This is a genomic window from Rathayibacter sp. AC182 (assembly GCF_979253875.1).
The window spans coordinates 1,550,630-1,574,376 of record NZ_CEEDEK010000005.1; the positions used below are offsets into that span (position 1 = coordinate 1,550,630).

Consider the following 23,747-nt stretch of genomic DNA (forward strand, 5'->3'; position numbering starts at 1 on the left):
CGGGATGAACACGATGACCGATTGCGAGTGGGGCGACGGCACGGAGTCGCCGTCGCTGTTCGACCCCGCCGACGTCGACGCGGACGAGTGGGTGCGCACCTGCCGCGGCGCGGGGATGAGCGCGGTGATCCTCACCTGCAAGCACCACGACGGCTTCGCGCTCTGGCCGACCGCCGTCAGCGACCACTCCGTCGCCTCGAGTCCGTGGCGCGATGGTGCGGGCGACCTCGTCGCCGAGGTGGCCGAGGCCTGCCGTCGGCACGGTCTCGCGTTCGGCGTCTACCTCTCGCCCTGGGACCGGGCCGAGGCGTCCTACGGTTCGGGCCGCGCCTACGACGACTTCTACGTCGCCCAGCTCACCGAGCTGCTGACGGGCTACGGCGAGATCTTCTGCGTCTGGCTCGACGGAGCGAACGGCGAGGGGCCGGACGGCCGCAGGCAGCTCTACGACTGGGACCGCTACTACCGGGTCGTCCGGGCCCTGCAGCCCGGCGCGGTGATCAGCGTCTGCGGACCGGACGTCCGCTGGTGCGGCAACGAGGCGGGCGAGACCCGCCGCGACGAGTGAGTGTCGTCCCCTGGGAGCTCCGTGACGCGGAAGGCACCGCCTCCCGCTCGCAGCAGGTCGACGACGGCGAGTTCTCGCGCGCCTCCGCCCGCAGCGACGAGGACGACCTCGGGAGCCGCGCGGCGCTCGCCGACTACCGCGGCGAGCCCGTCTGGTACCCCGCCGAGGTGAACACCTCGACGCGCCCCGGCTGGTTCCACCACGACGAGGAGGACGACCGGGTGCGCAGCGCCGAGGAGCTCTTCGCGATCCACCAGCGCTCCGTCGGCGGCAACTCGACCTTCCTGCTCAACGTGCCTCCGCGACGCGACGGCCGGCTGAGCCCGGCCGACATCCACTCCCTGCGCGGTCTCGGCGAGCTCCTGCGGGAGTGGAACGCGGCCGACATCTCGGCTGAGGCGTCGATGGTCTGCTCCTCCGGCAGCGCGCGCGAGATGCGCGCCGGCGGCACCTGGTCCCCGGACGCCGCCGACGCCGCTCCGACCGTGCTGCTGCGCTTCGACCGGCCACGGACGGTCCGCGCGGTGGTGCTGGAGGAGGAGATCGCCCTCGGCCAGAGGATCGAGGGCGTCGAGGCCGCGGCGATCGTGGACGGTCGGCGGATCGTACTCACCCGCGCGTCGAGCGTCGGCTACCGCCGGATCCTCGCCTTCGAGCCCGTCGCCGTCGAGGCGATCGAGATCGTCGTGACCGCCTCGCGGACACGGCCCGTGCTCGCTGCGCTGCGCGTGATCCAGGCGCACGGCGGGGAGGAGCGCGCATGAGGGTCGGCATCGACATCGGCGGTACGAAGACGCACGCGATCCTCCTGGAGGAGGGCGAGATCGTCGACGAGCTCGTCACCGAGTCGGGCCGCGGTGAGGAGGGAGTGGTGCGGGGCACCCTCGGCGTGCTGCGGATCCTCGCGCAGCGGCACGGGCGCGCACTGGACGACTCCGCCTTCCGCACGATCGGCATCGGCATCCCCGGAACCGTCGACGTCGGCACCGGGGTGATCACCCATGCCGTAAACCTCGGGATCCGCGGGTCCGGTCTGGCCCTCAGACAGCGACTGCGGGAGGCCGTCGGGATCGAGGTCTCGGTGGACAACGACGTGAAGGCGACCGCGCTGGGGGCGGCGAGCACCTCGGGCTGCTCGCGCACCACGACGTGACCTACCTCAACGTCGGCACCGGCGTCGCCGCGGCGACCACGCTCGACGGCGTGATCCTGCGCGGAGTCGGCTCCATGGCGGGGGAGATCGGCCACCTGTCCGTCGATCCCCGCGGTGAGCGCTGCATCTGCGGTCAGACGGGCTGCCTCGAGACGATCCTCGGCGGGGGCGGCATCGAGCGCCGGCTGCGCGCCGTGGACGAGGACCTGACTCCGACCGACCTCTTCCTCGACCGCCCCGACCTCCCGGGGCTGGCCCGGGAGCGCGAGCGCATCGTCGGCGCACTCGCCCACGCGTGCACTCTGCTCGCGACCACCTACGGAGCCGACACGATCGTGCTCGGAGGCGGTGTCATCCGGCACGTCGACGGTCTCGTCGAGGCGGCCGCGTCGCTCCTCGAGCGCCAGGCCGAGCAGTCGCCGTTCCTGTCGGCCCTCGCCGTCGCCGAGCGACTCGTCACCGTCCCGTCCTCCTCCCGATCGCCGCCCTCGGTGCCGCGGTCGTGGGGATCCCCAGGGGGAGCGCCGCCGGACGGCGCTGCCCACCGCTGCGAGCAGGAGCCGCCCGTGACCGTCACCGTCCACATCGAGACCGACGCGCGGGCGGTCGCCCGCCGCGCGGCCGGCGTCGTCCTCGACGACCTCGCCGGGCACGAGCGCTACGCGCTCGGAGTCGCGACGGGGTCGAGCCCTCGGGTCTCTACCGCGAGCTCGCCGTCGCCGTCGCCCGCGAGCCCGGGCTCTTCGCGGACGTCCGCGCGGTCGCACTGGACGAGTACGTGGGCCTGTCGCCGGAGGATCCGCGCAGCTACCACGCGACCGTCCGGAAGGAGGTCGTGGAGCCTCTCGGGCTCGATCCGGAGCGCGTGCGCGTGCCGAGCGAGCGGAGCGCCGAGGAGTACGACGAGACGGTCGCGCGCGAGGGCGGCGTCGATCTGCAGATCCTCGGGATCGGATCCAACGGCCACATCGCCTTCAACGAGCCGGGATCGCCGCACGACTCGGCCACACGGATCGTGGCGCTGACGGAGGCGACCCGGCGCGACAACGCCCGCTTCTTCGACAGCGTCGCCCAGGTGCCGACCCACGCGGTGACCCAGGGCATCGGCACCGTCCTGCGCGCACGCAGGCTCCTGCTGATCGCGCAGGGGGCGGGCAAGGCCGCGGCGGTCGCCGCCGCCCTGGAGGGACCCGTCACCGAGGACCTGCCCGGCAGTGCGCTCCAACGGCACGGCGACGTCACGGTGGTGCTCGATCGGGAGGCGGCCTCGCTGCTGGGGCAGCGCCGGTCGTGAGCAGCGCCGACTCCTTCGTCCTGCACGGTGCGCGGACGGTTGACGCGTCCGGCGTCGTGCCGGACGCGTGGCTGCTCATCGAGGACGGCGTCATCGGGGCCGCGGGCCGCGGCGGGGAGTGGCCGCGACGGCCCGGCCTCGACGTCGTCGACGCGCGCGGTCTCACGGCGACCCCGGGGTTCCTCGACCTCCACGTGCACGGGGGAGCGGGCGAGTCCTTCGAGGACGGAGCCGACGCGATCCGCGCCGCGCTGCGTCTGCACCGCTCGAGGGGCACGACCCGCTCGCTCGTCAGCCTCGTCTCGCAGCCGATCGAGGTGCTCGAGGGGTCGCTCGCCACGGTCGCCGCTCTCGCCGCCGAGGATCCGCTCCTGCTCGGCGCGCACCTGGAGGGCCCCTTCCTCGCGCCGTCGCGACGCGGCGCCCACGACCCCTCCGCCCTCTCCGCGCCCGACGACGAGTCGGTCTCCCGGCTCCTGGACGCGGCGGACGGCGCGCTCCGCCAGATCACGCTCGCTCCCGAGCTCCCGGGTGCCGCTGCGGCGATCGAGCGCTTCACCGCGGCCGGAGTCGTGGTGGCCGTCGGTCACACGGCGACCGACGCCGAGGGCGCGCGAGCGGCCTTCGATCGCGGCGCGACACTGCTGACCCACGCCTTCAACGCGATGCCCGGCATCCACCACCGCGACCCGGGGCCCGTCGTCGCCGCCTTCGAGGACGAGCGGGTGACCCTGGAGATCGTCCTCGACGGCGAGCACGTCGATCCGCGCGTCGCCGCCCTCGCCTTCCGCGAGGCCCCCGGCCGGATCGCGCTCGTCACCGACGCGATGGCGGCGGCCGGATCGGCCGACGGGTCGTACCGCCTGGGCGCGCTGGACGTCGACGTCTCAGGAGGACGGGCCGTCCTCCGCGGCTCGAGCACGCTCGCCGGCTCCACCCTGACGCAGGACCGGGCGCTGCGGATCGGCCTCGCCGCCGGCCTTGACGAGGCGAGCCTCGTCTCGGCGCTGACCGCGGCACCCGCGAGGGTGCTGGGCCGCGCGGATCTCGGGCCTCTCGCGCCGGGATTCCGCGCGGACGTCGTGCTGCTGGACGCGGCGTCGGAGGTCCGCGCCGTGTGGGCGGAGGGGCGGCGCGTGGACGGTCGGTGAGGGCGGTGCCTCCGGCGTGCTCGCCGCGTCGTCAGGGCGGCAGGCCGTCCTCCTCCGCCGGTCGACGGGACTGCCGCGTCTGCGGTCGCAGCGCGGGACCGTCCGCCGCTCCGGCGACCCTCCCGTCCGTCAGTTCTTCGGGGAACCGGGACGCTGGTTCACGGTCACGGTGACGGGATCGCTCGCCGAGACGTTGCCCGCGGCATCGGTCGCGCGGGCGGTCAGCGGGTAGGTCCCCTGGATGCCGGCGGTCCTCGTCCTCCACGACCAGGTGGTCTCGTCGGTCTGGACGGCGTCGCCGACCTTCAGGCTGCCGACGTAGAACGTCACGGCGGTGACCCCGGTGTCGTCGGTGGCGGTGACCGTCGCGGTCGTCGTGCCGCTGATCTGGGCGCCGGACTCGGGCGAGGTGATCGCGACCGCAGGAGCGGTGGTGTCGGCGACGGGCGCCTCGGGCTCGGCGGGCGCGTCGGGCCGCGGTCGGGGCGGCGTCGGAGCCGCCGTCGGCGTCGGTCGGGGGGACGCGGTCGCGGTCGGCGTCGGGGTGGCGGACGCCGTCGAGGTCGGCGTGGACGTGGGCGTCGGGGTGGGCGAGGGCTCGGGGAGCTCGACACCGTCCCAGATGCTGCTGAGGTACTTCCCGGTCGGCCGGGTGCTGACCGCGTCGAGGTCGGCGGCGGTCGTCGAGGAGAGCGTCTCGTCGACGGTGAAGCCGCCCTTCGCGGCGGTCTTGCCGGGAAGGCTCGTGCGGGTGTTCACGACGCTGTCCCAGGCGGGCTGGGAGCGATCCGATGAACGTCGAGTCGGAGGCGTCGACGTTGCCGCCGCCGGACCCCTGGACGGCGCTGAGGCTGCCCGGTCCGTTGACGGCTCCGGTCGAAGCCGGCGCCGCCGGGGAGGAAGGGGTAGCGCTGGGTGGTGACGGAGCCGCCGACCACGTAGGACTCCTCGAACGCGACGTTCCTGACCCCTCCGATGATGACGGCGCTGTTGTTCGAGCTGAACACGACGGTGTCCCTCACGGTCACCTGTCCGGTCACGCCGCCGCCCTCGATCTGGAGGCTGTCGGTGTGCGGGCGGGCCGCGTCGTCGCCGCCGTACGGCTGGTCGACGTAGAACGACGGGGCGATGTAGCCGCCCTCGACCAGCACGTCCTTCATCGCATCGGGCGCGTACGCCTTGATCTGCGCCGAGTCGGAGTTCTTCACCGTGGAGTCGGGCTCGACGACCTCGATGAGCTCCACGTCGCGCACGGGGACTCCCGCGGAGGCGCTGAGGCCGAGCCAGTTCTCGTTGATGCGCAGCCACGCGAACGACGAGTGGGTCGCGCCCTTGACGTCGAGCGCGTCGATGTCGAAGCGCATGAGCGTGATGCCCGTCACGTCGCGGAGCGCCCAGCTGCCTCCGGTGACCGACTGGAAGCCGTCGCGCGCGGTGATCAGGACCTTGGCGCTCCCGGTGTTCGTGTAGCCGTTGAGCGCCGACAGGTCGTCGATGCGCCCCGGCGCCACCCTGATGACGACGCCCGCCGCGATCTCGCGCGACGTCAGGGCGTCGAGCGCCTCCCGGATCGCCGGACCCGACGCCTCGACGTCGACGACGACGTGGTCGGAGGACGCGCTGCGGATGTCGGGGGTGTCCGACGGGTAGTGCGTGCCGTCGGGCCCGTAGGTCGAGCCGGCCGCGGCGGCCGGAGCGACCTGGAACGATGCCGCCGTGACGGCGATCCCCGCTGCAGCGACGACCGCGAGGATGCGCACGAGGTGCGTCTTCGTCCGCCACGCCGATCCCGCCGTCTCTCGTGCCCGGCGCAGAGCATCCGTGGTCGCGGTCCGCGGCTGCTCGGTGCAGGAGGGGGTGGCTCTGGCCATGGGGAGTGTCGTCCGATCGACTCGTGCTGCGGGGGAGGGGTGCCCGGAGCACGTCGCGGCGGAGGCCTCGAAACGCTGAACGGACCGGGCTCCTCCCGTCGAGGACGGAGCTCCGGCTGTACGCGTCAGTGCGTTCCGAGCGGATGGTGCGGTGAACGACGGCTGCCGCTGCTGCTTCGCGGCAGAGCGGTAATGGGGACCGTCGCGTTCGGTCTTGCAGGGTCGGGGGTGATCGCCACGGTAGTACCCATTCGCACATCGCCGGGCTATGGAGTTTGCTTCTTGCCCGGGGCTCGCTCAGGGCGTAGAGGGAGCGGGGCGCGCGGGGACGTGCGGCGGGGGCTCGAGGTCCGCCGGCGGAGGCGCTCCGGGGGCGGGCGGTGGAGGGGCTCGCTCCGCGGAGAGCCCGCGGAGTTCGAGGGTCGCCGACGTGTGGAGACGCGGTAGTCGCTGACGCAGAATTGGCACCTGACGTCCGCACGCCGAGCGAGGACCAGGTCACCCGTCGCTGCTGATCGGGCCGGCCCCGATCGGGAGCACGCTGCGCTCCTGGTTCTCGCCGAGTAGCTCGGGGAATCGGTCTTCCCACAGGAGCCGCACTCGGTCGGGGAGGGTCAGAACGGGCCAGACGGCGAGAAGGATCTCGCGGTTCAGCAGTGCCTTCTGGTCTACCGCGGTGCCCTCGTTGAGTAGCGCCTGATATGCCTTCGTCACGCCGCCCGTCGTGTCGAGATCGACGGTCGGCTCAGGCCCCCAGTAGAGGTGATGGGGCAGTTCGAGGAGCCCCGCCGATGGGCCGGTCAGCTCATCCAGTGTGCCGGGGATCTCGTACGGCTTGACGTCGCGGAGGAAGACCCGTCGCTCGGGCTCGGCCGTCCGCGGCGTCTCCTTGCCGAGCGCGCGGGCGACGGAGGACTTGCCGACTCCGAGGACCTCGGCGATCTGGGCGAAGCTGCGACCGGCCTCGCGCATCCGTCGCGCTTCGCGCAGCCGAGCGGAGGTCATCACCGACGGGCGGCCACCGACGCGGCCCTGGGAGCGTGCATGATCTAGACCGAGCCGAGTGTTCTGTCGGATCGTGTCCACTCGCAGTTGCGCGAAGACGGCAACGATCCCGAACAGTGCCCGTCCCATCGGCGTCGTCGTGTCGATCAGCGGCTCGGTGAGGCTCCGTATGTTCACGCCCCGGCGTTCGAGGTCGTTGATCGTCTCGATCACGATCCGCTCGGTTCCGCCGAGTCGATCGAGACGGCGAAGGAGCAGAGTGTCTCCTTCGCGCAGGAAGTCAAGGCACGCGAGCCACTGCGGCCGATCAGCAATCCGGCTCGACTCCCCGTGATCGACGAAGACCCGGACCGCACCTGCGGCGTGGAGTTCAGCTTCCTGAGCTGCCGGGTTCTGGTCGCGGCGGGAGACACGGGCGTAGCCCACGATGCTGCTCAACATGATCCCTTCCCGCCGTGGCCAGCGTATCCCGAAAACGGGTGTGAAAGCGTTCTGGCACGATCTGGTTTCGGGACGCAAGCGTGTGGAGTTGCCCGCTCGGTGGCGGTGTTCTGTGATCGCTCCGTGTCACTAGGTCAGTTGCCGATGACGAGGACGCTGGCGGCGGCTTCGATGACGTCGTCGGTGATCGTCTCGAGCTCGTTGATCTTGAGGACGCGACTGATCTGGGGGAACAGGCGCTCGAGGAGGCGGAAGTTGCCTCGGGTGATGCGTTCGATGGCTGCGACGGCTTGGGCGTCGGTGAAGTCGTCGGGGTTGAGTGTGCGGCCGAGGTGTTTCCAGTGTCGGTCGAGGACGAAGAGGAGTTCGTCGCGGCCGAGGGCGCGGTAGCGGTGGGAGAAGCCGAGTCGGCTGTAGAGCTGGGGGTAGTGGCGGAAGCGTTGGTCGATGCCGGGCATGCCGATCAGGATCATCGCGAGGTGGGTGCGGTCGTGTTCGTCGCGGAGCAGCTCGAGGGCGGTGGGCGTGAGCCGTTCGGCTTCGTCGACGATGAGCATCTCGACCCACCGAGTGGTGTCGCCGTTGTGCACGCCGGCGACCTTCCCGATGGTGCGGAGGTGCTCGTCGATGCAAATGCCGAGGTGAGCCTGCCACTTGCCGATCTCTCGCATGAGGTCTTTGGGTCGCGGCAGCACCTCGGGTGTGTAGAAGACGGTGCGGGAGCGATGCGCGAGCGCGTTGTGTTTCGCGTCGTCTTCGCCGCGCGGGCCCCACGCGGTGATGTAGGGCTCGAGGGTGTCCCAGTTGGCGTAGCGGCGGGCGGAGTTGGTCTTGCCGACTCCGGCGTCGCCGTGGCAGATGCCGATGGTGCGTTCCTTCTTCACCGCGTTCGCGAACTCGGTGAAGCGGCGGTGTTCCTTGGTGGCGATGAAGGTCTGGGTCATCACTCCTCCTCGTAGGTGCGGAGTCGTTTCTTGCGCGGGGTGGGGTCCGCGAGGTGGGGTTCCTCGCGGTGGGCGATGGTGGGAATGCGATCGTTGATGGTCCGGCGGAGCTCATGGCGGCGAGCACGGCGGGCGGCTTCGATGTCGCGGAGGCTGAGGCGGATGTTGGGGTGGGCTTCGTCGACGGCGACGCAGATGAACGTGTCGTGGTCGTAGACGCGGATCTCGGAGACGTCGCGGGGGTCGTAGCGGATGGTGACGGTATGTCCAACGAAGGGGGCGAGGGTGGGCGCGAGGTAGCGCTGACCCTGGAAGTGGATTCCGTCTCGTTGCACGGTCCGATGCGTGGGCACGGTGAGTAGCAGGCCGTCGAGCTCGTCGAGGGTGTCGGGCATGCGGGGCATCCAGCCGTCCGCGACCCACGCGTCGCGCGGGGAGACACCGAGCTCCTGGTGGGTGCGCTGGTTGTAAGCGGCGATGAAGGCGCCTATCGCCCCGTCGACGCCCGGGAGATCGAGCACGGGCTGCGGGCTGCGGTTCCCGGGGCCGAGGTGGCCGGGGAGGGTCGGGGAGGACTTCGGTGTTGATGGTGCCGAAGAAGCGCTCGATCTTGCCTCGCCCCTGGGGTCGGCCGACGGTCGAGAAGATGAGCCGGAGGTGCAGCTCGACGGCGGTGCGTTCGAGGTGGTGGCTGGTGAAGTCGGAGCCGTGGTCGACGTGCAGCACGTCGGGGATCCCGCACATCGCCCATGCCGGGTCGGTCTTCCGCCAGATCGCCTGCCGCAAGGCGAGAGCGGTGTTCAGCGAAGAGGGTGCTCCGGTGAAGACCATGTAGCCGCAGATCGCGCGGGAGTGATCATCCATCACGGTCGTCAGCCAGGGGCGGTCGGGCTTCCCGTTCGCGCCGACAATGAGGATGTCGAGTTCGGTGTGGTCGGCCTGCCAGATCTGGTTCGGCCGTTCCGCGCGACGGCGAAACACCAGCTCGTGCCGGTCGCGGTAGGAAGCGGGACCCTCCAACGCGAGAGTGACGAGCGCCGGGTCGAGGGCCTGCACGATCTCGCGGACGGTCGCGTAGCTCGGCGCCGGCCTGCCTTCGCGCAGGCACTCCTCAACGGTGAGGCGATGCAACGTCGCGATCGACGGACGAGGCCGGATCAGGGCCAGCCCCTCGATGGCGGCGACAGTCGCCGGGTCAGTGCGCCGGCCGCCCCTGTCTGTCCTCGCAGTGTCGTCGAGCCCGGCGAGCCCGTCCCTCTTATAGAGCTGATGCCAGCGCTGCAGCGTCCGCGCGCCGACGCCGCTCTCGCGGGCGAGGGCCGCGAGAGAGACCTGATCTTCGACGTGAAGTCGAAGGATCCGCCACCGCTCGAGGCCGTCCATCAGCCGCTACATCGCTGCACTCTCGCGGGCCGCGTGAGCCTGCTGGTGGCGATACAGCGTCGCGCGACTCCACCCGACGAGACGAGCAGCGTCCTCAGCGGTGCGACCGCGCGCTCGTGCATCCGCGGCGATCGCGAGCTTGTCCGCAATCACGACCGGATCCGACAGGAGGCCGACCGAACCGGGTGCCGTTCGCGCGGGCGGCCGCGATGCCGGCGTTGACCCGTTCCACGATGAGTTCTCGCTCGTACTCCGCGAGCGTGGCGAGCATGTTCAACATCAGCCGGCCCGTCGATGTCGACGGATCGATGCTGTCCGAGATCGACCGGACCTGCACCCGCGCTCGCGCAGCAGGTTCACCGTGTTCAGCACGTCGATCAGGGAGCGGCCGAGGCGGTCGACTCGCCACACGACCACGGTGTCCCCGTCCTCGGCGTACTCGAGGAGCTTCTTCATCCCGGTCCGCTCGATCGCGGTCTGCTCCCCGAGGTGACGTCCGCGAAGACGTCGCGCTTCTGCACGCCGGCGGCGACGAGCGCGTCGAGCTGCAGCTGCGCGTCCTGGACTCGACGTACTCACACGCGTATAACCCAGAAGCCTCACGGGCCTCATTCTGACTCGGAAACACCCTCCGCGTCCCCTCCTGAGACGAAACGTGTCAAGAGCATCTTTCCGAGACAGCCGACGTCCCGAGAATCCGGATCCGTTGACCGTGGTGCGACCGCCGTAAGGCACGTCTCAAAAAGCTACTGGATTTTGCATCACGACACTCCCGTCGACGTGCGACGACCGGGCTGCCCCCTAGGGGAGGGGTATGCGTCGACAGACGCACTGTGTGTCGTTCCTCGATAACATTGATTTTCGATAAGGAGGCGTCATGGGACGTGCGAATGCGATCGCGAGCGGTCGGGTCCGGGATCGTCCGCTGCTGCTTCGCCTGGTGCGGGGAGTTCTGCTCATCGTCGCCGCCTTCACGGCCTCTCTCGGACGTCGTCCAGGTGATCACGATCGTGACGGGCCGAGTGCTGTTCACCTTCGGAGACGTCGACGGCAGGCTTCCGCTGAGCTACCTTCCTCAGCTACTGCAGGCTGATCTCCGGGACGGGGCCGCCGGAACCCTCGCCGATGCTGACCTGTCACTGCGTCTTCTCTGCGCGCTCCCGACTGCAGTCCACGCTGCGACCGTCGTTCTCGGCACTGTCTTCCTGTTGAGGGTCCTTCGAGGAATTGCACCTCGCTCGGCCGTTCGACGCTTACGTGCTCGAGAGCTGGCGACGCCTCAGCATCGCCGTTCTGACAGGCGGTCTCGTGCAGGGCCTGATCGACACCGCGGCAAGCACCTACCTGGAACACGAGGATCGGCTTGCTCTTCGGCACGGGCCTGGTGAACGAGCAGCAGCAGAGCGCCTTTCTGGGCGGCAACTACCAGGCGGTCGGCACCAACCTGCCCCAATGGCCGGTTCCCGTCGTCATCGCCGGACTGATCGCCACTGCTCTCATGGCCGCCTTCCGGGCGGGAGCGCGCTTGGAAGAGGACGTCGATGGCGTCGTCTAGCGCACCGGATGAGGACGTCGGTGCGCACCGCATCCTGTGTCACCTCGATTCGGTCCTCGCCGAGCGCGGGATGACTCTCACCGAGCTCTCCACGCGAACCGGGATCACCATGGCCAACCTCTCCATCCTCAAGAACAACCGAGCCAAGGCCATCCGATTCACCACGCTGACCCTCATCTGCGACGCCCTCTCCACCACCCCACAAGACCTCTTCTCGATCCGCCCTTGACTCCGACGGCAGCACCACCCAGAACACCGTCACCACCATCTCAGCGCACAGAAGTGAGCACTTCGACATGACTGACACCTCCACCATCGACACGCGCAAACCCTCCGTTACCGATCGCGCTCCGTCCGCGTCACCGTCAAAACGCAGCACGAAAGCCCTCGTTCAGCCACTCGATCTCGTTGCCGCCCTGACCGGACTGGCGTTGCTGTTCTTCTCTCTCTTCGTCTATGCCGTCGCCGAATGGCGCTACCTCGGTACAGACGTCGACCACTTCACGCCACTCGGGTGGATCGCGCCGCTGGTTGCCGGCGGCCTGTGTCTGCTCGCTACAGCCATCACTGTCGCCAGCCGCGCCGCATCCAACGCTCGCGCCCGGTAACTGCACATGAACACTCCGCTCTACTCCCTTCAGCTCACCGTGCGGGCGAGCCGAGAACTCTTGGCCCGGGCCGGCCTCGCCCACTCGTCGAGACCGTGGGTCATCTCTGCAAGAGACGGCAGCCACTCCATCGATTACGACGTGCTGACGGCACATGCTCACGACCTCGACCTGTCCGAGGAATGCATTGCACGAATCGCCGCTTCCCTCGCCACAGGCGTCGAGGTCAACCTCCACTGCGCGATCGGATACCTCACCCGCGACCACGCCGCACTCGTCATGACCGCCATCGCCTGCGCCAGCGGACACGACCGGCCGGAAACACGCATTACCAGCACCATCGAGGGTCGTCGACACCTCGAAGACGCTCCCGCACTGGATAGCTGGACCTAGACGGCGGTAATCCATCTCGCGTTCATACTCGGAAGCTTCGCGCCTAGCCAGGCGCGAGGTGTCTGCATCACGCCACAAAAGAACCAGACTACATAAGTCCGGCCCGACAGAAAGTAGAAGTGAACAACATGTTTGGTAACGCAAATCTCCCTCTCACGGTGGTCATCCTCGTATTACTTTTCGCTGTGTTCATTGGCGTCGTGTGTTATGTCGCGAAGCAGGTGATTAGTCGACGCTCGTCGGCTAAGTCCGACCTGGCCAATCTGAGAAAATAACTAGTTGCTGCACTCATGATCGCTTATGGCAATGTCCTCCTCGAAAGTCATCAACTGAACCTTATTGGGGGAATACAATCATGCAGTTTTCGAAATTTTCTCGGCGAAAGCCCGTCGGTATCGCCGCGCTGGCGCTTCTCGCCTGTGTTGCATTCGGACCGCACGCTGCCGCCAACGAAGCAACCTCTGGCTACCTGACCGCCACTCAAATCGAAACCGTCCGGGCGAACATGACCGACGCGGGAATCCCCGCTTCGTCGCAGGCGGGACTAATTGCCACTCTGAACGGCGGCAACGCCATCGAATCCCAGATCAGCAGCTCGATTCCGCTTTCCAGCTTCACCGAGCAGCGCGACGGCTTCACGCGCAATGTCAGTGTGTTCAGCGACGGCTCTCGACGGTGGACGGAGCAGCAGAACCCGACGAAGGACACCGGTCTCGCGACGCGGGCCATCAATCCGCAGAAAAGTGAATGCAGCTACAGCGGGGGCTGGTACAACAACTGCAAGATCGGCATCAGCGACGCCGTCAGCAACGCCTCGTTCCGCATCGACTACACAACCAACAAGGTCCGCGACTACCGCGGAGCCGGCTGCAACAACTCCGTAGGTAGTTGCTCCGTCAGCGGCGGAATCAAGCGCGCGACAGCCGGAACCGCCGGACCCGCATGGGCCGAAATGCAGTTCCACGCGAATGTCGGACCGATCGTCAATGTCGCCAATGGCGCCTTCGGCATCCGCGTTCAGGGACTGTCCGTCTCGCTCTACGGGTCCTGATGATCAACGCCTAAGGGGAGGGGAAGGAGGAGGATCAGTCCAAATCCTTCCCCGCCCTCAACGGCGACACGCATCGGGGCGTCGCGAGGTTCTTGTACCGCACGACCGAGCGGGGGATGAGGGCGCCTGCTTGAATGACCCACATGACAACAACAGGTGGTAATCGTCGGTGCTGCCCTTGCTGGTTTCCTCCTCGGACGAGGGCGCGCGGTACCTCGACGCCCCCTCCTGCTCCTCTCCGGTGCTTTCTTGACCGCCGCGCTCGTCGGGGTTTGCGCACTCTCGTCGACTCCCTTGTTAGAACGCCGTCCTCCTGGTACTCACCTGCACCGTCAGTTCCGTGTACACCGCGGCCACGGGCTGGAGGCAAACCTTTCCCGACGTTAACATTTCCGTGCACGAGTGGGCACGGCGGGAGATCATCCACCCGCGGTACGCGCGTGATCTGTACGCCAACCGTTCGCATTGAGCACCACCCGGGCGCGAGTTGTCATCTCCAAGGCAAGTACCGGACCCGGAGGTTCCACCGAATGGTTCGGACGGTCAGGCTTTGAAGTTGATAGTGGGAAGAGCTGCGGCCAATCCGCTGTTCGATCACTACTGAAACCCGTTCGGCTGTAAGTCGGAGAATTTGCGACTTGTGAGGGACCGTGACCTACACCGTCGGCAAGAGCACTAACAGCCGTGCCGGCCGCGCCCGCCAAGGCCTGGAATGAGCGACTGGGCGATGCCGCCACGGAACGGTCACAGCACACCGCTACAGAGCGATCAATCCCACAACGCAAGCGAACGGCGTGTCCGGTTCACCTGCCGCCTCTGCCTCTGGCGTCCCGGAAACGGTCGTTACCGGTTCCTCTGGCCTCGTTGTTCCCTGAGCAGGGACGGCGTCGCGAAAGCGCGTCGCTCCTCGTTCGCCTTGGTGAGAACAGGCGGATAGCCGGAAGCCTCGGGCGCACGAGGTCACTGGCGCCGCGACCCGTCTGGGCTCGGGAGCCCAACCGGTGGGACTGATTCGCATCCGTTGCGGACGGAAGCATTACACTCACTCTCCCGAGCTAGCTGAACGCAGCTGCGGCGGTCGACACGACGGGGGCCGCCATCAGCGATTTCCGCTTCATCCTCATCGAGCATCACGCTCGAACGCTCCACTGGGACCTCCGGCTCGAGGGCGAAGGGGTCCTGCTCAGCTGGGCGCTCCCCAGGGGGTACCCGTGCAACTCGGTGAGAAGCGATTGGCGGTGCGGACAGAGAACCACCAGGTCGCGGTCCTCGATTTTGTGGCGGTGAGAGCACGAGCCGTGGCGGCTGGGTTCTCAGTAGTGCTGAGGGACAGCGGCGGATTCGAGGCGAGCGACCTGGCTCCCCGACTCCCGCATCGTCGTCACGTTGCACGGCAGATATTGGGGGACTCGACGTATCGGTCTGATCCGCACGTCGAGGGCCGGACGGAACGGCGCGTGGCTGGCGCAGCGGCTTGATTCGATGGACTGAGGACCCCTTCGGCCGCGACCGTGTTCCGCGTGTCGCAGGCCATCTGCTTCGCGCGCAGCGAGTGACGGCAATCAAGCTCGGTCCGTGTAGAAGACCGCAGTACGGAAACGAGTCTGATCCCATCGGAGCGTCGTCGCCCGCTTCGCCCGAGCGCTTCCGCCGAATCCGTGCGCTGGAATGCGAGGGGTCGGGCTCCTTCACGAGGCCGGAACACGGCTACGCCGATTCCCGGAGCACGAGCGAGATCTGCGGCCCCGACCTGCGGGAAGGCGGAGGTGTTCCGGCCGCCGCGCTGAGGGCGAGTTCCGCGAAGTACCGGCCCAGGCCCGCGTCGTCGACGTGGACCGACGTCAGCGAGGGAACGAACATCTGCGCGAGGGGGGAGTCGTCGTGTCCGATGACGGCGAGGTCGTCGGGAAGGGTGAACCCGCTCCTGATCGCCGCACCGGCGACCAGAGCCGCTATGTCGTCGTTGTACGCGATGACGCCCGTCACTCCCGCTCGATGCCACGCCGCCACGAGCTCGGCGACCCGGGTGGACTCCACCTCTGCTTGGTCGAGGAGGTCGAGGGTCGTGCTCGCGGGCGGCTCGAGCGGCCACCGCGTACCGCGAGGACACCAGGTCGACGAGTCGCGGGTCGGGGGAGGACGCGAAGCCGAGGCGTCGGTGCCCCTGGGCGACCAGGTGCTCGACCTGGAGCCGAGGTCCGTCGCTGAACGAGAGGTCCTCGTTCCGGGGCGTGTCGTCGGGGGAAGGGATGACGGCGGGGACACCGGCGGCGCGGATCTCGTCGTAGCGCTCCCGGGAGAACGGTGTCATGCCCATCACGACGTCCGGCTGCAGCGTCTCCCAGAGCGGACGTGCGCGTCCGCCCGCGTGGGGGGTCATCGTGACGAGGGAGTAGCCGGCCTCGTCGAGCGCGGTTGACGCCTCGTCGACGTGCCGGCGCATGCTGTACTCCATCGGCCAGTCGGGGAGGACCAGGAGGACGATCCTGCTGCGTCCGCTCGCGAGAGCCTGGGCGGCGAGGTGGGGGCGATAGCCCAGACGCCGGGCGGCCTCGAGGACCTTCGCGCGGGTCGCCTCCGAGATCGTCTGCCCGGCGGTCTCATTCAGCACGAAGCCGACGGTGGCGCGCGAGACGCCGACCTCGCGGGCGATGTCGACCTGCGGTTACGCGCCGTGAGGGTGCCGTGCTCGTCATACTGCGCTCCGCCTCCATCTCGCTGACGAGAGTATCGCTTGTGCGTGCTAGCCCTCGTCCAGTGAGTGTTCGTGCGTCGCTTGCGCGCGCTAGCTGCGTTCAGCTACTCGTCAGCTAGCTCGCGCTAGTTCTACCTTCGCGGCATCTCTCGACAATGGAGTCCTTCATGGCCAACATCCCGGCGATCTTCCCGCCGCCCCGCCCCCGGCCCCGCAGCCGATCCTCCGGTTCCGGCGGCCTCGGACGAGGTGCTGCGCACCGAGGCTCCGGTCGAGGGGAAGGCCAGCACCTCTACATCTGGTTCCAGGTGCTCGGCCAGTTCGGCGTCTTCGTCGCCTTCATCACCCCTCTGGCGATCTCGCTCTCGATCCGCCTGTCGACGCTCGCCCCCGGCCGCGAGGGAGTACCTCGGGTACATCACCGGCTCGGGAGCGCTCGTGGTGATGCTGACGGCTCCGCTCTTCGGCGTGCTGAGCGATCGCATGCGGACGAGGATCGGGCGCCGCCGCCCGATCATGATCGTCGGCATGCTCGTCGGCGTCGTCTCGCTGCTCGTCATGGCCACGGCGCCCACCGTGCTCCTGCTCGGCCTCGGCTGGATCCTCGCTCAGGTCGGCTGGGGCCAGGTGCTGCAGAACCTGCAGACGTCGATGGCCGACAAGCTATCCGAGACGCAGCGCGGAAAGGTAGCCGGTCTGACCGGCTTTGCGACCCAGGTCGCCCCCGTCTTCGGAGTCGTGATCGCGGGCAGCGTCGCGGGCGACCCGCTCCTGCTCTTCCTGCTCCCCGGAGTGGTCGGCGTCGTCTTCGTGACGCTCTTCGTGCTCTTCACGAGAGAGGCGGACACCCGCGGCGTGCGGTTCGACGAGCGACTCTCGCTGGGCACCCTGTTCAGCAAGTACCTTTACGACCCGCGCAGCCACCCCGACTTCTCGTGGGTGTGGCTCGGGCGCTTCCTCTTCTACTTCGGCCTCACGCTCAACACCACTTTCACGGCGTTCTTCTTCGCCTCGCGGCTCGGCGTCGACGTGACCGAGGTCGCGCCGATCATCGCGACGCTGGGACTGTTCGGCATCCTCGCCACCACGCTCGGCGCCATCGGCGGCGGGTTCCTCTCGACCGCCTCCGGCGCCGACGCACCTTCGTCCTCGGTGGCGCGGTCCTCTTCGCGATCGGCGCCGTCGTGATGGCTCTCGCGTCGGACGTTCCGGTCCTCATCGCCGGATCGCTCATCACCTCGGTCGGGATCGGCATGTTCGCCGCGGTCGACCAGGCGCTGATCCTCGACGTGCTCCCCGAGAAGGCGACCGCCGCCGGCCGGTTCATGGGGATCATCGGCTTCGCCGTCTCGATCCCGCAGGCCGTCGCTCCCTTCGTCGCGCCGCTCTTCCTGGCGATCGGGGCCGCAGGGGATGACGAGAAGAACTACACGCTCCTGTACATCATCGCCGCCGCCTTCACCGTCCTCGGCGGGCTCGTCGTGATGCGCGTCCGCTCCGTCCGCTGATCCCGTTCCTCACTTCACAGGAGTCCTCCGTGACCGCAGTCCTCATCACCCCCGTCGCCTCGACCGGGGACGCCGGCGAGCCAGCCGCCTACCTCCGCCGCTCGTTCGACGTCGCCGAGCGGCCCGTTCTGCGCGACGCCCCGCTCTACCGCGGTGGGACTCGTCGAGCCGCACCTCAACGGCGCGGTGGTCGGCGACGAAGTGCTGGCGCCGGGCTGGACCTCGTACCGCCACCGCCTCGTGGTGAGCAGCCACGACGTCACGGACCGGATCGAGGTCGGCGCCAACGCTCTCGGCGCGGTCCTCGGAGAGGGATGGGCGGTGGGGCGCCTGGGCTGGGAGGAGAAGCGTCGGCACTACTCCGACCGGCCCGCCGCGTGGCTCGAGCTCGAGCTCGAGTATGCCGACGGCCGCCTCGAGACGATTGCGAGCGGGACCGGCTTCCGCGCCGCCCAGGGCGGGGTGCGGGCGAACAGCATCTACGACGGCGAGGAGTTCGACGCCCGGCTCGAACCGCTCGGCTGGGACGGCCCCGGCTTCGACGACTCCTCGTGGAGCGCGGTCGAGGTCCTGGACTGGCCCTCCGAGTCGCTGGTCGACCCGATCGCACCCCCGATCCGGCGGATCGAGGAGCTGGCTCCGGTCGAGGTCCTGACGACTCCGGAGGGGCGCACGGTCGTCGACTTCGGTCAGAACGTCTCCGGCTGGGTGCGCGTGAGTGTCTCCGGGCCGGCAGGCACGACCGTCGTACTGCGCCACTCCGAGGTTGTGATCGACGGAGAGGCCGACTTCGAGACGACCCGCACCGCGGCGGCGACCGATCGGTACACCCTCCGCGGCGGGGAGGTCGAGACGTGGGAGCCGCGCTTCACGTTCCACGGGTTCCGGTACGTCGAGGTCGACGGCTGGCCCGGCGAGCTGACAGCCGAGTCCCTCCGCGCCGTCGTGGTCCACTCCGACATGATCCGCACCGGCTGGCTCGAGACGTCGGACCCGCTCCTGAACCGGCTGCACTCGAACGCCGTCTGGTCGATGCGGGACAACTTCGTGGGCGTGCCCACCGACTGCCCGCAGCGCGACGAGCGGCTCGGCTGGACCGGCGACATCAACGCCTTCGGCGCCGACCGCCGCGTTCCTCTACGACGTGCGCGGCGTCCTCAGATCGTGGCTGCGCGACCTCGCGGTGGAGCAGCAGGAGAAGGGGTACGTGCCGTGGGTCGTCCCGGACGTGCTCTCGACGCCGTCCTCGCCGACGGCGCTCTGGAGCGACGTCGCCGTGAGCCTGCCCTGGGCGCTCTACCGCGAGTACGGAGACGAGCGGATCCTCGCCGAGGCGTACGACTCGATGACCGCCTTCCTCCGCCAGGCCGCCGACCTGCTCGACGAGAACGGGCTCTGGAGCAGCGGATTCCAGTACGGCGACTGGCTCGATCCCGACGCCCCCGACGACAACCTCGCCGGCGGCAAGACCGACCGGCACCTGGTGGCCGCCGCCTACCTCTGCCGCACCACCCGCGAGACCGCCGATACCGCGCGGATCCTCGGGCGCACGGAGGACGCGGAGGAGTTCGTGCGCCTGGCCGAGCGGGTGCGCACGGCGTTCCTCGACGAGTACGTCTCCCAGCGCGGCCGGGTCGTGAACGAGACCGCGACCGCGTACGCGCTTGCGATCACGTTCGGGATCCTCGACGACGACCAGCGGCAGCACGCGGGCGACCGGCTCGCGGCGATCGTCGCGCGATCCGGGTACCGCATCTCGACCGGGTTCGCCGGGACTCCGCTCGTCACCGACGCTCTGTCGTCCACGGGACACCTCGCCGAGGCGTACCTGATGCTGCTCGAGAAGGGCTGCCCGTCCTTCCTCTACCCCGTCACGCAGGGCGCCACCACGATCTGGGAACGCTGGGACTCGGTCCGACCCGACGGCACGCTCAATCCCTCCGGGATGACCTCGCTCAACCACTACGCCCTCGGCGCCGTCGTCGACTGGATGCACCGCACCATCGGCGGACTCAGCGCGATCGAGCCCGGGTACCGGAGGATGCGCATCGCGCCGCAGCCGGGAGGGGGTCTGACCTCGGCGACCCTGCGTCACACGACCGTGCACGGGGAGGTCCTCGTCGCCTGGAGCCTCGCGGACGACGAGATGGACGTCACCGTGCGGGTGCCGGGCGGAACCTCGGCCGAGGTCGTTCTCCCGACGCATCCCGAATACGCTGCGCTGCACGTCGAGTCGGGGGAGCACCGCTGGACCTACGCCGTCGAGCGTCCCGCCGCCCCGACGTCGTTCGACCTGAGCTCGACACTGGGCGAGGTCGCCGCCGACCCCTCGGCCTCGGCGCCGCTTCCTAGACGTCTTCGGCCGCCACTACCCCGGGGTCCCGCTCGACGGCGCCTCGCCCGAAGCGGCCGCGATGCCTATTACCACCCTGCTCGACTACATCCCCGGTGCCTCCGCCGAGTTCCGCGTCGAGCTCGCCGACGCCCTCACCGCCGACACCGACGGAGCCTCCGCATGAGCCACGACATCAGCACCCTGGACCTCGAGCAGAAGGCGTCCCTGCTGTCGGGCGGTGGCTTCTGGACGACGAAGGCCCTCGACGAGGTTGGGATCCCCTCGATCCTCCTCACCGACGGCCCCCACGGCATCCGCCGGCAGGACGGCCCCGCCGATCACCTCGGCATCAACGACGCGCTCCCCGTCCACGTGCTTCCCGCCCGCGGTCGCCGTCGGCTCGAGCTGGATCCCGAGATCGCAGCGCAGGTCGGCGCCGCGGTGGGTCGGGAGGCTCTCGCTGCAGGCGTGGCCGTCGTGCTCGGCCCGGGCGTCAACATCAAGCGCTCCCTGCCCTGCGGCCGCAACTTCGAGTACTACTCCGAGGATCCGCTCCTGTCGGGAGTGCTCGGTGCCGCGCACGTCTCGGCGATGCAGGAGGTCGGCCCCGGAGCGTCCGTGAAGCACTTCGCGGCCAACAACCAGGAGACGGAGCGGATGCGCATCAGCGCCGACGTCGACGAGCGCACGCTGCGCGAGATCTACCTCCCGGCCTTCGAGCGGGTGGTGAAGGAGGCCGCGCCGGCCACCGTGATGGCCTCGTACAACAAGGTCAACGGCACCTACGCCTCCCAGAACCGCAGGCTGCTCACCGACGTGCTGCGCACCGAATGGGGCTTCGAGGGCGCGGTCGTCTCGGACTGGGGCGCGGTCAGCGACCGCGTCGCCGGCGTCGAGTCGGGCATGGATCTCGGAGATGCCGGCGAGCGGCGGTGCCACCGATCAGCGGATCGTCGACGCCGTCCGCTCCGGGCGGCTGTCGGAGGAGGCCGTCGACACCGCGGTGCGCCGCGTGCTCGCACTCACCGAGCTGCCCCACGAGCCCAGCGGAGCCGCGGACGTCGACGGCCATCACGCACTCGCGCGCCGTCTGGCCGCGGACTCGGCTGTGCTGCTCAAGAACGACGCCGGTGTCCTGCCACTGCACTCCGCTCCCCGCCTGGCGGTCATAGGCGCCTTCGCCGCCGAGCCGCGCTTCCAGGGTGGGGAGCTCGCATCTGACCCCGACCCGGGTCGACACGGCGCTCGACGCGATCCGCGAACTGGCCGATGAGGCGCGGCACTCACCGTCGAGTACGCCGACGGCTTCCTCGTCGGGGCCGATGATCCGGACGAGGCCGAGCGTCGCGCGCGCGCGGTCGATGTCGCCGCTCGCGCCGACATCGCGATCGTGTTCGCGGGACTCGGCGACAGGGAGGAGTCCGAGGGCTTCGACCGCAGCTCCCTCGAGCTCCCGGCTGCGCAGGTCGAGCTGCTGGGCGCGGTCGCCGCGGCGGCCCCTCGCACCGTCGTCGTGCTCTCGAACGGCGGAGTCGTGTCGCTCGAGGGCTGGCACGACGACGTCGACGCGATCCTCGAGGGCTGGCTGCTCGGCCAGGCCGGCGGATCCGCGATCGCCGATCTCCTCTTTGGAGTGGTGAACCCGTCCGGGCGCCTCGCCGAGACGATCCCGCTGAGGCTGCAGGACACCCCTAGCGTGCACACCTTCCCCGGGGAGCAGGGCCACGTCCGCTACGGCGAGGGCGTGATGGTCGGCTACCGCCACTACGAGACGGCCGCCGCTCCCGTCCGCTACCCGTTCGGCCACGGCCTCGGCTACACGGCCTTCGCCACGCCTGACCTCCTGGTCGAGAAGACGGGAGACGACTCCGCCCGGGTCGAGCTCGTCGTCACCAACACCGAGCCGTCGCCGGCCGGCACGTCGTACAGGTCTACGTCTCTACCGACGCCGGACCGGTGCGCCGACCGAGACACGGAGCTGCGCGCCTTCGCGGAAGATCGGCCTCCGGCCGGGCGAGTCCCGGACGGTGTCGCTGGAGCTCGACCGGCGCGCGTTCGCGTACTGGGACATCGAGCAGTCGGATTTGGATCGTGCCCGGAGGCGAGTACGCGGTCCAGATCGGCGAGAACGCCTCGCGGATCGTGGCTGAGAAGGCGATCGTGCTCGCCGGAGACGTGCTGGTGCGTCCGCTGACCCTTGACTCGACGGTCGGAGAGTGGTTCGCGCACCCGGTCGTCGGACCCGCCCTGCGGCAGGGCCTGGCGGCGGGAATGAGCGAGGAGCAGGCCCGCGAGGCGGAGGCGAACGAGGACGGCCTGAAGATGGTCGAGTCGATGCCGATGCAGCAGTTCGTCGCGTTCACGGGCGGCGCGTTCCCGCCCGAGGCGCTCGAGCAGCTCATGGCGCTGAGCACGGCGGACCCGGTGCCTGCGTGAGCGCCGCGTTCGAGGTGCCCGCCTCCGTCGAGGTGACGGAGGACGAGGTCATCGGCCGGCACGGGAGCATCCCCGTGCGGCGCTACCGCGGGCGCGTGGCGCGGGGCGACTCCGCTCTGCTCGTCTGGGCGCACGGCGGAGCGTTCGCCTGGGGCGGTCTCGACCAGCTGGAGGCCCACGCCGTCGCGGCAAGCACGGCGGCGGCGGGTCATGAGGTGGTCTCGGTCGACTATCGCCTGGCGCCTCATTTCTCATGGTTCCTCCCGCCGTCCCGCCGCGCATCGGCCCGGGGGCACCGCGCTCCGGTGCCGATGGAGGACCTCGTCGACTCCTTCTCGAGCATCGCCGCCTCGGCCGCGCAGCCCGTGGTCCTCGGCGGTGCGAGCGCGGGCGCCTGCCTCGCCGCGGCCGCCGCGATGCGGCTCCGGGACGAGGACGCCACGCCGCCCGCCCGGCTGGTGCTCGCCTACGGCACCTTCCACGCCGAGCTGCCCCCGATCGACGCCGCCCTGCGCTCCCGCACCCGGGGACGCCACTCCTTCACCCAGTTCAGTCCGAGGCTGGTCAGGCGCATGAACGCGAACTACGCCGGTGACGCACCGCGCCCGGTCTTCCTCGGCGACGGCCGCCTGGCCGGTCTGCCGCCGACGACGATGATCGACGCCGACCGCGACACGCTCCGCGCCTCGGGCGCCGCGTTCGCCCGCGGACTCCGCGACACGGGAGTGACCGTCGACTACTCCGTCGTGCCGGAGGCACCGCACGGGTTCCTCGATCGGCCTGATACCCCTTCTTCGCGGCCGGCGTCGACCTGCTCCTCGGTGCGCTCGACCGAGCGGCCGTCCCTCGCTCAGGATCGGACACTCGATGACCCGCAGAACTACCGCCCGCCGACGTGTGTTCCTGACCGGAGCCGCGGGCAACTGGGGGCGCCGCGTCCTCGACGCCTTCCGCGAGCGGGCGGACGACTTCGAGGTCGTCGCGCTCGTCCTCCCGACGCCGAAGGACCTCGCTGTGATCCGGAAGTACGAGGAGATGGAGAACCTCGAGGTCGTCTTCGGCGACATGACCGACTACCCCGCCGTCGAGCGCTGCGTTCGCGGAGCGGACGTCGTGCTGCACATCGGCGCGCTGTCGTCTCGCCTTTCGCCGATGACCACCCCGAGCTGGCGCACCGGATCAACGTCGGCAGCATCCGCACGATCATCCGCGCGGTCCGGGCTCAGCCCGACCCCTCGAGTATCGCCGTCGTCGGAGTCGGCACGGTCGCGCAGACGGGCGACCGCACGCCCCCGCACCACTGGGGTCGGGTCGGGGATCCGCTGCGGGTCTCGCGCTACGACGAGTACGGGCAGA

At 69.6% G+C, this 23,747-nt stretch carries 23 protein-coding genes and 6 pseudogenes; 20 read left to right on the top strand and 9 right to left on the bottom strand.

Annotated elements, in window-relative coordinates:
- Nucleotides 1-13: 13 nt before the first annotated feature.
- The 6 genes and pseudogenes from AC0CII_RS19600 to AC0CII_RS19625 all read left to right on the top strand — a co-directional run bounded on the left by AC0CII_RS19600 (nucleotide 14) and on the right by AC0CII_RS19625 (nucleotide 4,166).
- Nucleotides 14-568 (top strand): alpha-L-fucosidase, encoded by a 555-nt coding sequence (locus AC0CII_RS19600; protein WP_465230372.1) that lies wholly within the window; start codon nucleotides 14-16, stop codon nucleotides 566-568.
- Nucleotides 565-1,332 carry a hypothetical protein gene (locus AC0CII_RS19605; RefSeq protein WP_465230373.1) on the top strand — a complete coding sequence of 256 codons (768 nt, stop codon included), beginning with the start codon at nucleotides 565-567 and terminating at the stop codon, nucleotides 1,330-1,332. The genes AC0CII_RS19600 and AC0CII_RS19605 overlap by 4 nt, the downstream gene beginning before the upstream one ends.
- Nucleotides 1,329-1,721, top strand: coding sequence for an ROK family protein (locus AC0CII_RS19610; RefSeq protein WP_465230374.1), 393 nt, complete (start codon nucleotides 1,329-1,331; stop codon nucleotides 1,719-1,721). Before AC0CII_RS19605 ends, AC0CII_RS19610 begins: the two co-directional genes overlap by 4 nt.
- Nucleotides 1,718-2,080: pseudogene (locus AC0CII_RS19615) on the top strand (ROK family protein); the annotation flags it as partial. The gene AC0CII_RS19610 and the pseudogene AC0CII_RS19615, both read left to right, overlap by 4 nt.
- A gap of 143 nt (nucleotides 2,081-2,223) precedes the next feature.
- Complete coding sequence (locus tag AC0CII_RS19620; RefSeq protein WP_465231023.1) at nucleotides 2,224-3,015, top strand: glucosamine-6-phosphate deaminase; 792 nt, start codon at nucleotides 2,224-2,226, stop codon at nucleotides 3,013-3,015.
- The gene (locus AC0CII_RS19625; protein ID WP_465230375.1) at nucleotides 3,012-4,166 is read left to right on the top strand and encodes an N-acetylglucosamine-6-phosphate deacetylase; all 1,155 of its coding nucleotides are present in this window, start codon (nucleotides 3,012-3,014) and stop codon (nucleotides 4,164-4,166) included. The genes AC0CII_RS19620 and AC0CII_RS19625 overlap by 4 nt, the downstream gene beginning before the upstream one ends.
- Before the next feature lie 129 nt (nucleotides 4,167-4,295).
- Here the strand turns inward: AC0CII_RS19625 and AC0CII_RS19630 are convergent, their stop codons facing one another.
- The 7 genes and pseudogenes from AC0CII_RS19630 to AC0CII_RS19660 form a co-directional block, all read right to left on the bottom strand.
- Nucleotides 4,296-4,925, bottom strand: coding sequence for an Ig-like domain-containing protein (locus AC0CII_RS19630; protein ID WP_465230376.1), 630 nt, complete (start codon nucleotides 4,923-4,925; stop codon nucleotides 4,296-4,298).
- Nucleotides 4,922-6,037, bottom strand: a complete 1,116-nt coding sequence (locus AC0CII_RS19635; RefSeq protein WP_465230377.1) for a hypothetical protein — start codon at nucleotides 6,035-6,037, stop codon at nucleotides 4,922-4,924. Before AC0CII_RS19635 ends, AC0CII_RS19630 begins: the two co-directional genes overlap by 4 nt.
- A gap of 498 nt (nucleotides 6,038-6,535) precedes the next feature.
- Nucleotides 6,536-7,483, bottom strand: coding sequence for a recombinase family protein (locus tag AC0CII_RS19640; RefSeq protein ID WP_465230378.1), 948 nt, complete (start codon nucleotides 7,481-7,483; stop codon nucleotides 6,536-6,538).
- A 134-nt stretch (nucleotides 7,484-7,617) separates the two neighbouring features.
- On the bottom strand, nucleotides 7,618-8,427 hold the full coding sequence (locus AC0CII_RS19645; protein ID WP_465226711.1) for an AAA family ATPase: 810 nt from the start codon (nucleotides 8,425-8,427) through the stop codon (nucleotides 7,618-7,620).
- Nucleotides 8,427-8,948 carry a Mu transposase C-terminal domain-containing protein gene (locus tag AC0CII_RS19650; protein ID WP_465230379.1) on the bottom strand — a complete coding sequence of 174 codons (522 nt, stop codon included), beginning with the start codon at nucleotides 8,946-8,948 and terminating at the stop codon, nucleotides 8,427-8,429. Before AC0CII_RS19650 ends, AC0CII_RS19645 begins: the two co-directional genes overlap by 1 nt.
- Before the next feature lie 163 nt (nucleotides 8,949-9,111).
- Nucleotides 9,112-9,810, bottom strand: a pseudogene (locus AC0CII_RS19655) (DDE-type integrase/transposase/recombinase); the annotation flags it as partial.
- A 94-nt stretch (nucleotides 9,811-9,904) separates the two neighbouring features.
- Nucleotides 9,905-10,422 (bottom strand): annotated as a pseudogene (locus AC0CII_RS19660) (recombinase family protein).
- 751 nt (nucleotides 10,423-11,173) lie between these two features.
- On the opposite strand from AC0CII_RS19660, the gene AC0CII_RS19665 reads away from it, so the two are divergent.
- The 6 genes from AC0CII_RS19665 (at nucleotide 11,174) to AC0CII_RS19690 (ending at nucleotide 14,704) form a co-directional block, all read left to right on the top strand.
- On the top strand, nucleotides 11,174-11,365 hold the full coding sequence (locus tag AC0CII_RS19665; protein WP_465230380.1) for a hypothetical protein: 192 nt from the start codon (nucleotides 11,174-11,176) through the stop codon (nucleotides 11,363-11,365).
- Nucleotides 11,352-11,594 (top strand): helix-turn-helix domain-containing protein, encoded by a 243-nt coding sequence (locus tag AC0CII_RS19670; protein ID WP_465226707.1) that lies wholly within the window; start codon nucleotides 11,352-11,354, stop codon nucleotides 11,592-11,594. Before AC0CII_RS19665 ends, AC0CII_RS19670 begins: the two co-directional genes overlap by 14 nt.
- A gap of 67 nt (nucleotides 11,595-11,661) precedes the next feature.
- Complete coding sequence (locus AC0CII_RS19675) at nucleotides 11,662-11,973, top strand: hypothetical protein (protein ID WP_465226706.1); 312 nt, start codon at nucleotides 11,662-11,664, stop codon at nucleotides 11,971-11,973.
- A 6-nt stretch (nucleotides 11,974-11,979) separates the two neighbouring features.
- Entirely contained in the window at nucleotides 11,980-12,366 is a 387-nt protein-coding gene (locus tag AC0CII_RS19680; protein ID WP_465226705.1) for a hypothetical protein, read from the top strand.
- Nucleotides 12,367-12,721: 355 nt separating this feature from the next.
- Nucleotides 12,722-13,417, top strand: a complete 696-nt coding sequence (locus AC0CII_RS19685; protein WP_465226704.1) for a hypothetical protein — start codon at nucleotides 12,722-12,724, stop codon at nucleotides 13,415-13,417.
- Between the two features lie 1,122 nt (nucleotides 13,418-14,539).
- Nucleotides 14,540-14,704 carry a DNA polymerase ligase N-terminal domain-containing protein gene (locus AC0CII_RS19690; RefSeq protein ID WP_465231024.1) on the top strand — a complete coding sequence of 55 codons (165 nt, stop codon included), beginning with the start codon at nucleotides 14,540-14,542 and terminating at the stop codon, nucleotides 14,702-14,704.
- A 420-nt stretch (nucleotides 14,705-15,124) separates the two neighbouring features.
- On the opposite strand, the gene AC0CII_RS19695 is transcribed toward AC0CII_RS19690, so the two are convergent.
- On the bottom strand, nucleotides 15,125-15,454 hold the full coding sequence (locus tag AC0CII_RS19695) for a substrate-binding domain-containing protein (protein WP_465230381.1): 330 nt from the start codon (nucleotides 15,452-15,454) through the stop codon (nucleotides 15,125-15,127).
- 907 nt (nucleotides 15,455-16,361) lie between these two features.
- Between AC0CII_RS19695 and AC0CII_RS19700 the strand changes: the two genes are divergently transcribed.
- Nucleotides 16,362-17,300: an MFS transporter gene (locus tag AC0CII_RS19700; protein WP_465230382.1), complete on the top strand. Its 939-nt coding sequence runs from the start codon at nucleotides 16,362-16,364 to the stop codon at nucleotides 17,298-17,300.
- A complete protein-coding gene (locus tag AC0CII_RS19705; RefSeq protein WP_465231025.1) occupies nucleotides 17,285-17,620 on the top strand; it encodes a hypothetical protein in 336 nt (111 codons plus the stop codon). The genes AC0CII_RS19700 and AC0CII_RS19705 overlap by 16 nt, the downstream gene beginning before the upstream one ends.
- Before the next feature lie 14 nt (nucleotides 17,621-17,634).
- Here the strand turns inward: AC0CII_RS19705 and AC0CII_RS19710 are convergent, their stop codons facing one another.
- The gene (locus tag AC0CII_RS19710) at nucleotides 17,635-17,883 is read right to left on the bottom strand and encodes a hypothetical protein (protein ID WP_465230384.1); all 249 of its coding nucleotides are present in this window, start codon (nucleotides 17,881-17,883) and stop codon (nucleotides 17,635-17,637) included.
- On the opposite strand from AC0CII_RS19710, the pseudogene AC0CII_RS19715 reads away from it, so the two are divergent.
- From AC0CII_RS19715 to AC0CII_RS19740, 6 genes and pseudogenes are all read left to right on the top strand, one after another.
- Nucleotides 17,822-18,673: pseudogene (locus tag AC0CII_RS19715) on the top strand (family 78 glycoside hydrolase catalytic domain); the annotation flags it as partial. The gene AC0CII_RS19710 and the pseudogene AC0CII_RS19715 sit on opposite strands and share 62 nt — an antisense overlap.
- 91 nt (nucleotides 18,674-18,764) lie before the next feature.
- Complete coding sequence (locus AC0CII_RS19720) at nucleotides 18,765-21,176, top strand: alpha-L-rhamnosidase-related protein (RefSeq protein ID WP_465230385.1); 2,412 nt, start codon at nucleotides 18,765-18,767, stop codon at nucleotides 21,174-21,176.
- Nucleotides 21,177-21,345: 169 nt separating this feature from the next.
- A complete protein-coding gene (locus tag AC0CII_RS19725) occupies nucleotides 21,346-22,149 on the top strand; it encodes a glycoside hydrolase family 3 protein (protein ID WP_465230386.1) in 804 nt (267 codons plus the stop codon).
- Entirely contained in the window at nucleotides 22,116-22,391 is a 276-nt protein-coding gene (locus tag AC0CII_RS19730) for a hypothetical protein (protein ID WP_465230387.1), read from the top strand. The genes AC0CII_RS19725 and AC0CII_RS19730 overlap by 34 nt, the downstream gene beginning before the upstream one ends.
- A 95-nt stretch (nucleotides 22,392-22,486) precedes the next feature.
- A pseudogene (locus AC0CII_RS19735) lies at nucleotides 22,487-23,104 on the top strand (alpha/beta hydrolase fold domain-containing protein); the annotation flags it as partial.
- A gap of 154 nt (nucleotides 23,105-23,258) precedes the next feature.
- A pseudogene (locus tag AC0CII_RS19740) lies at nucleotides 23,259-23,489 on the top strand (NAD-dependent epimerase/dehydratase family protein); the annotation flags it as partial.
- Nucleotides 23,490-23,747 lie beyond the last annotated feature (258 nt).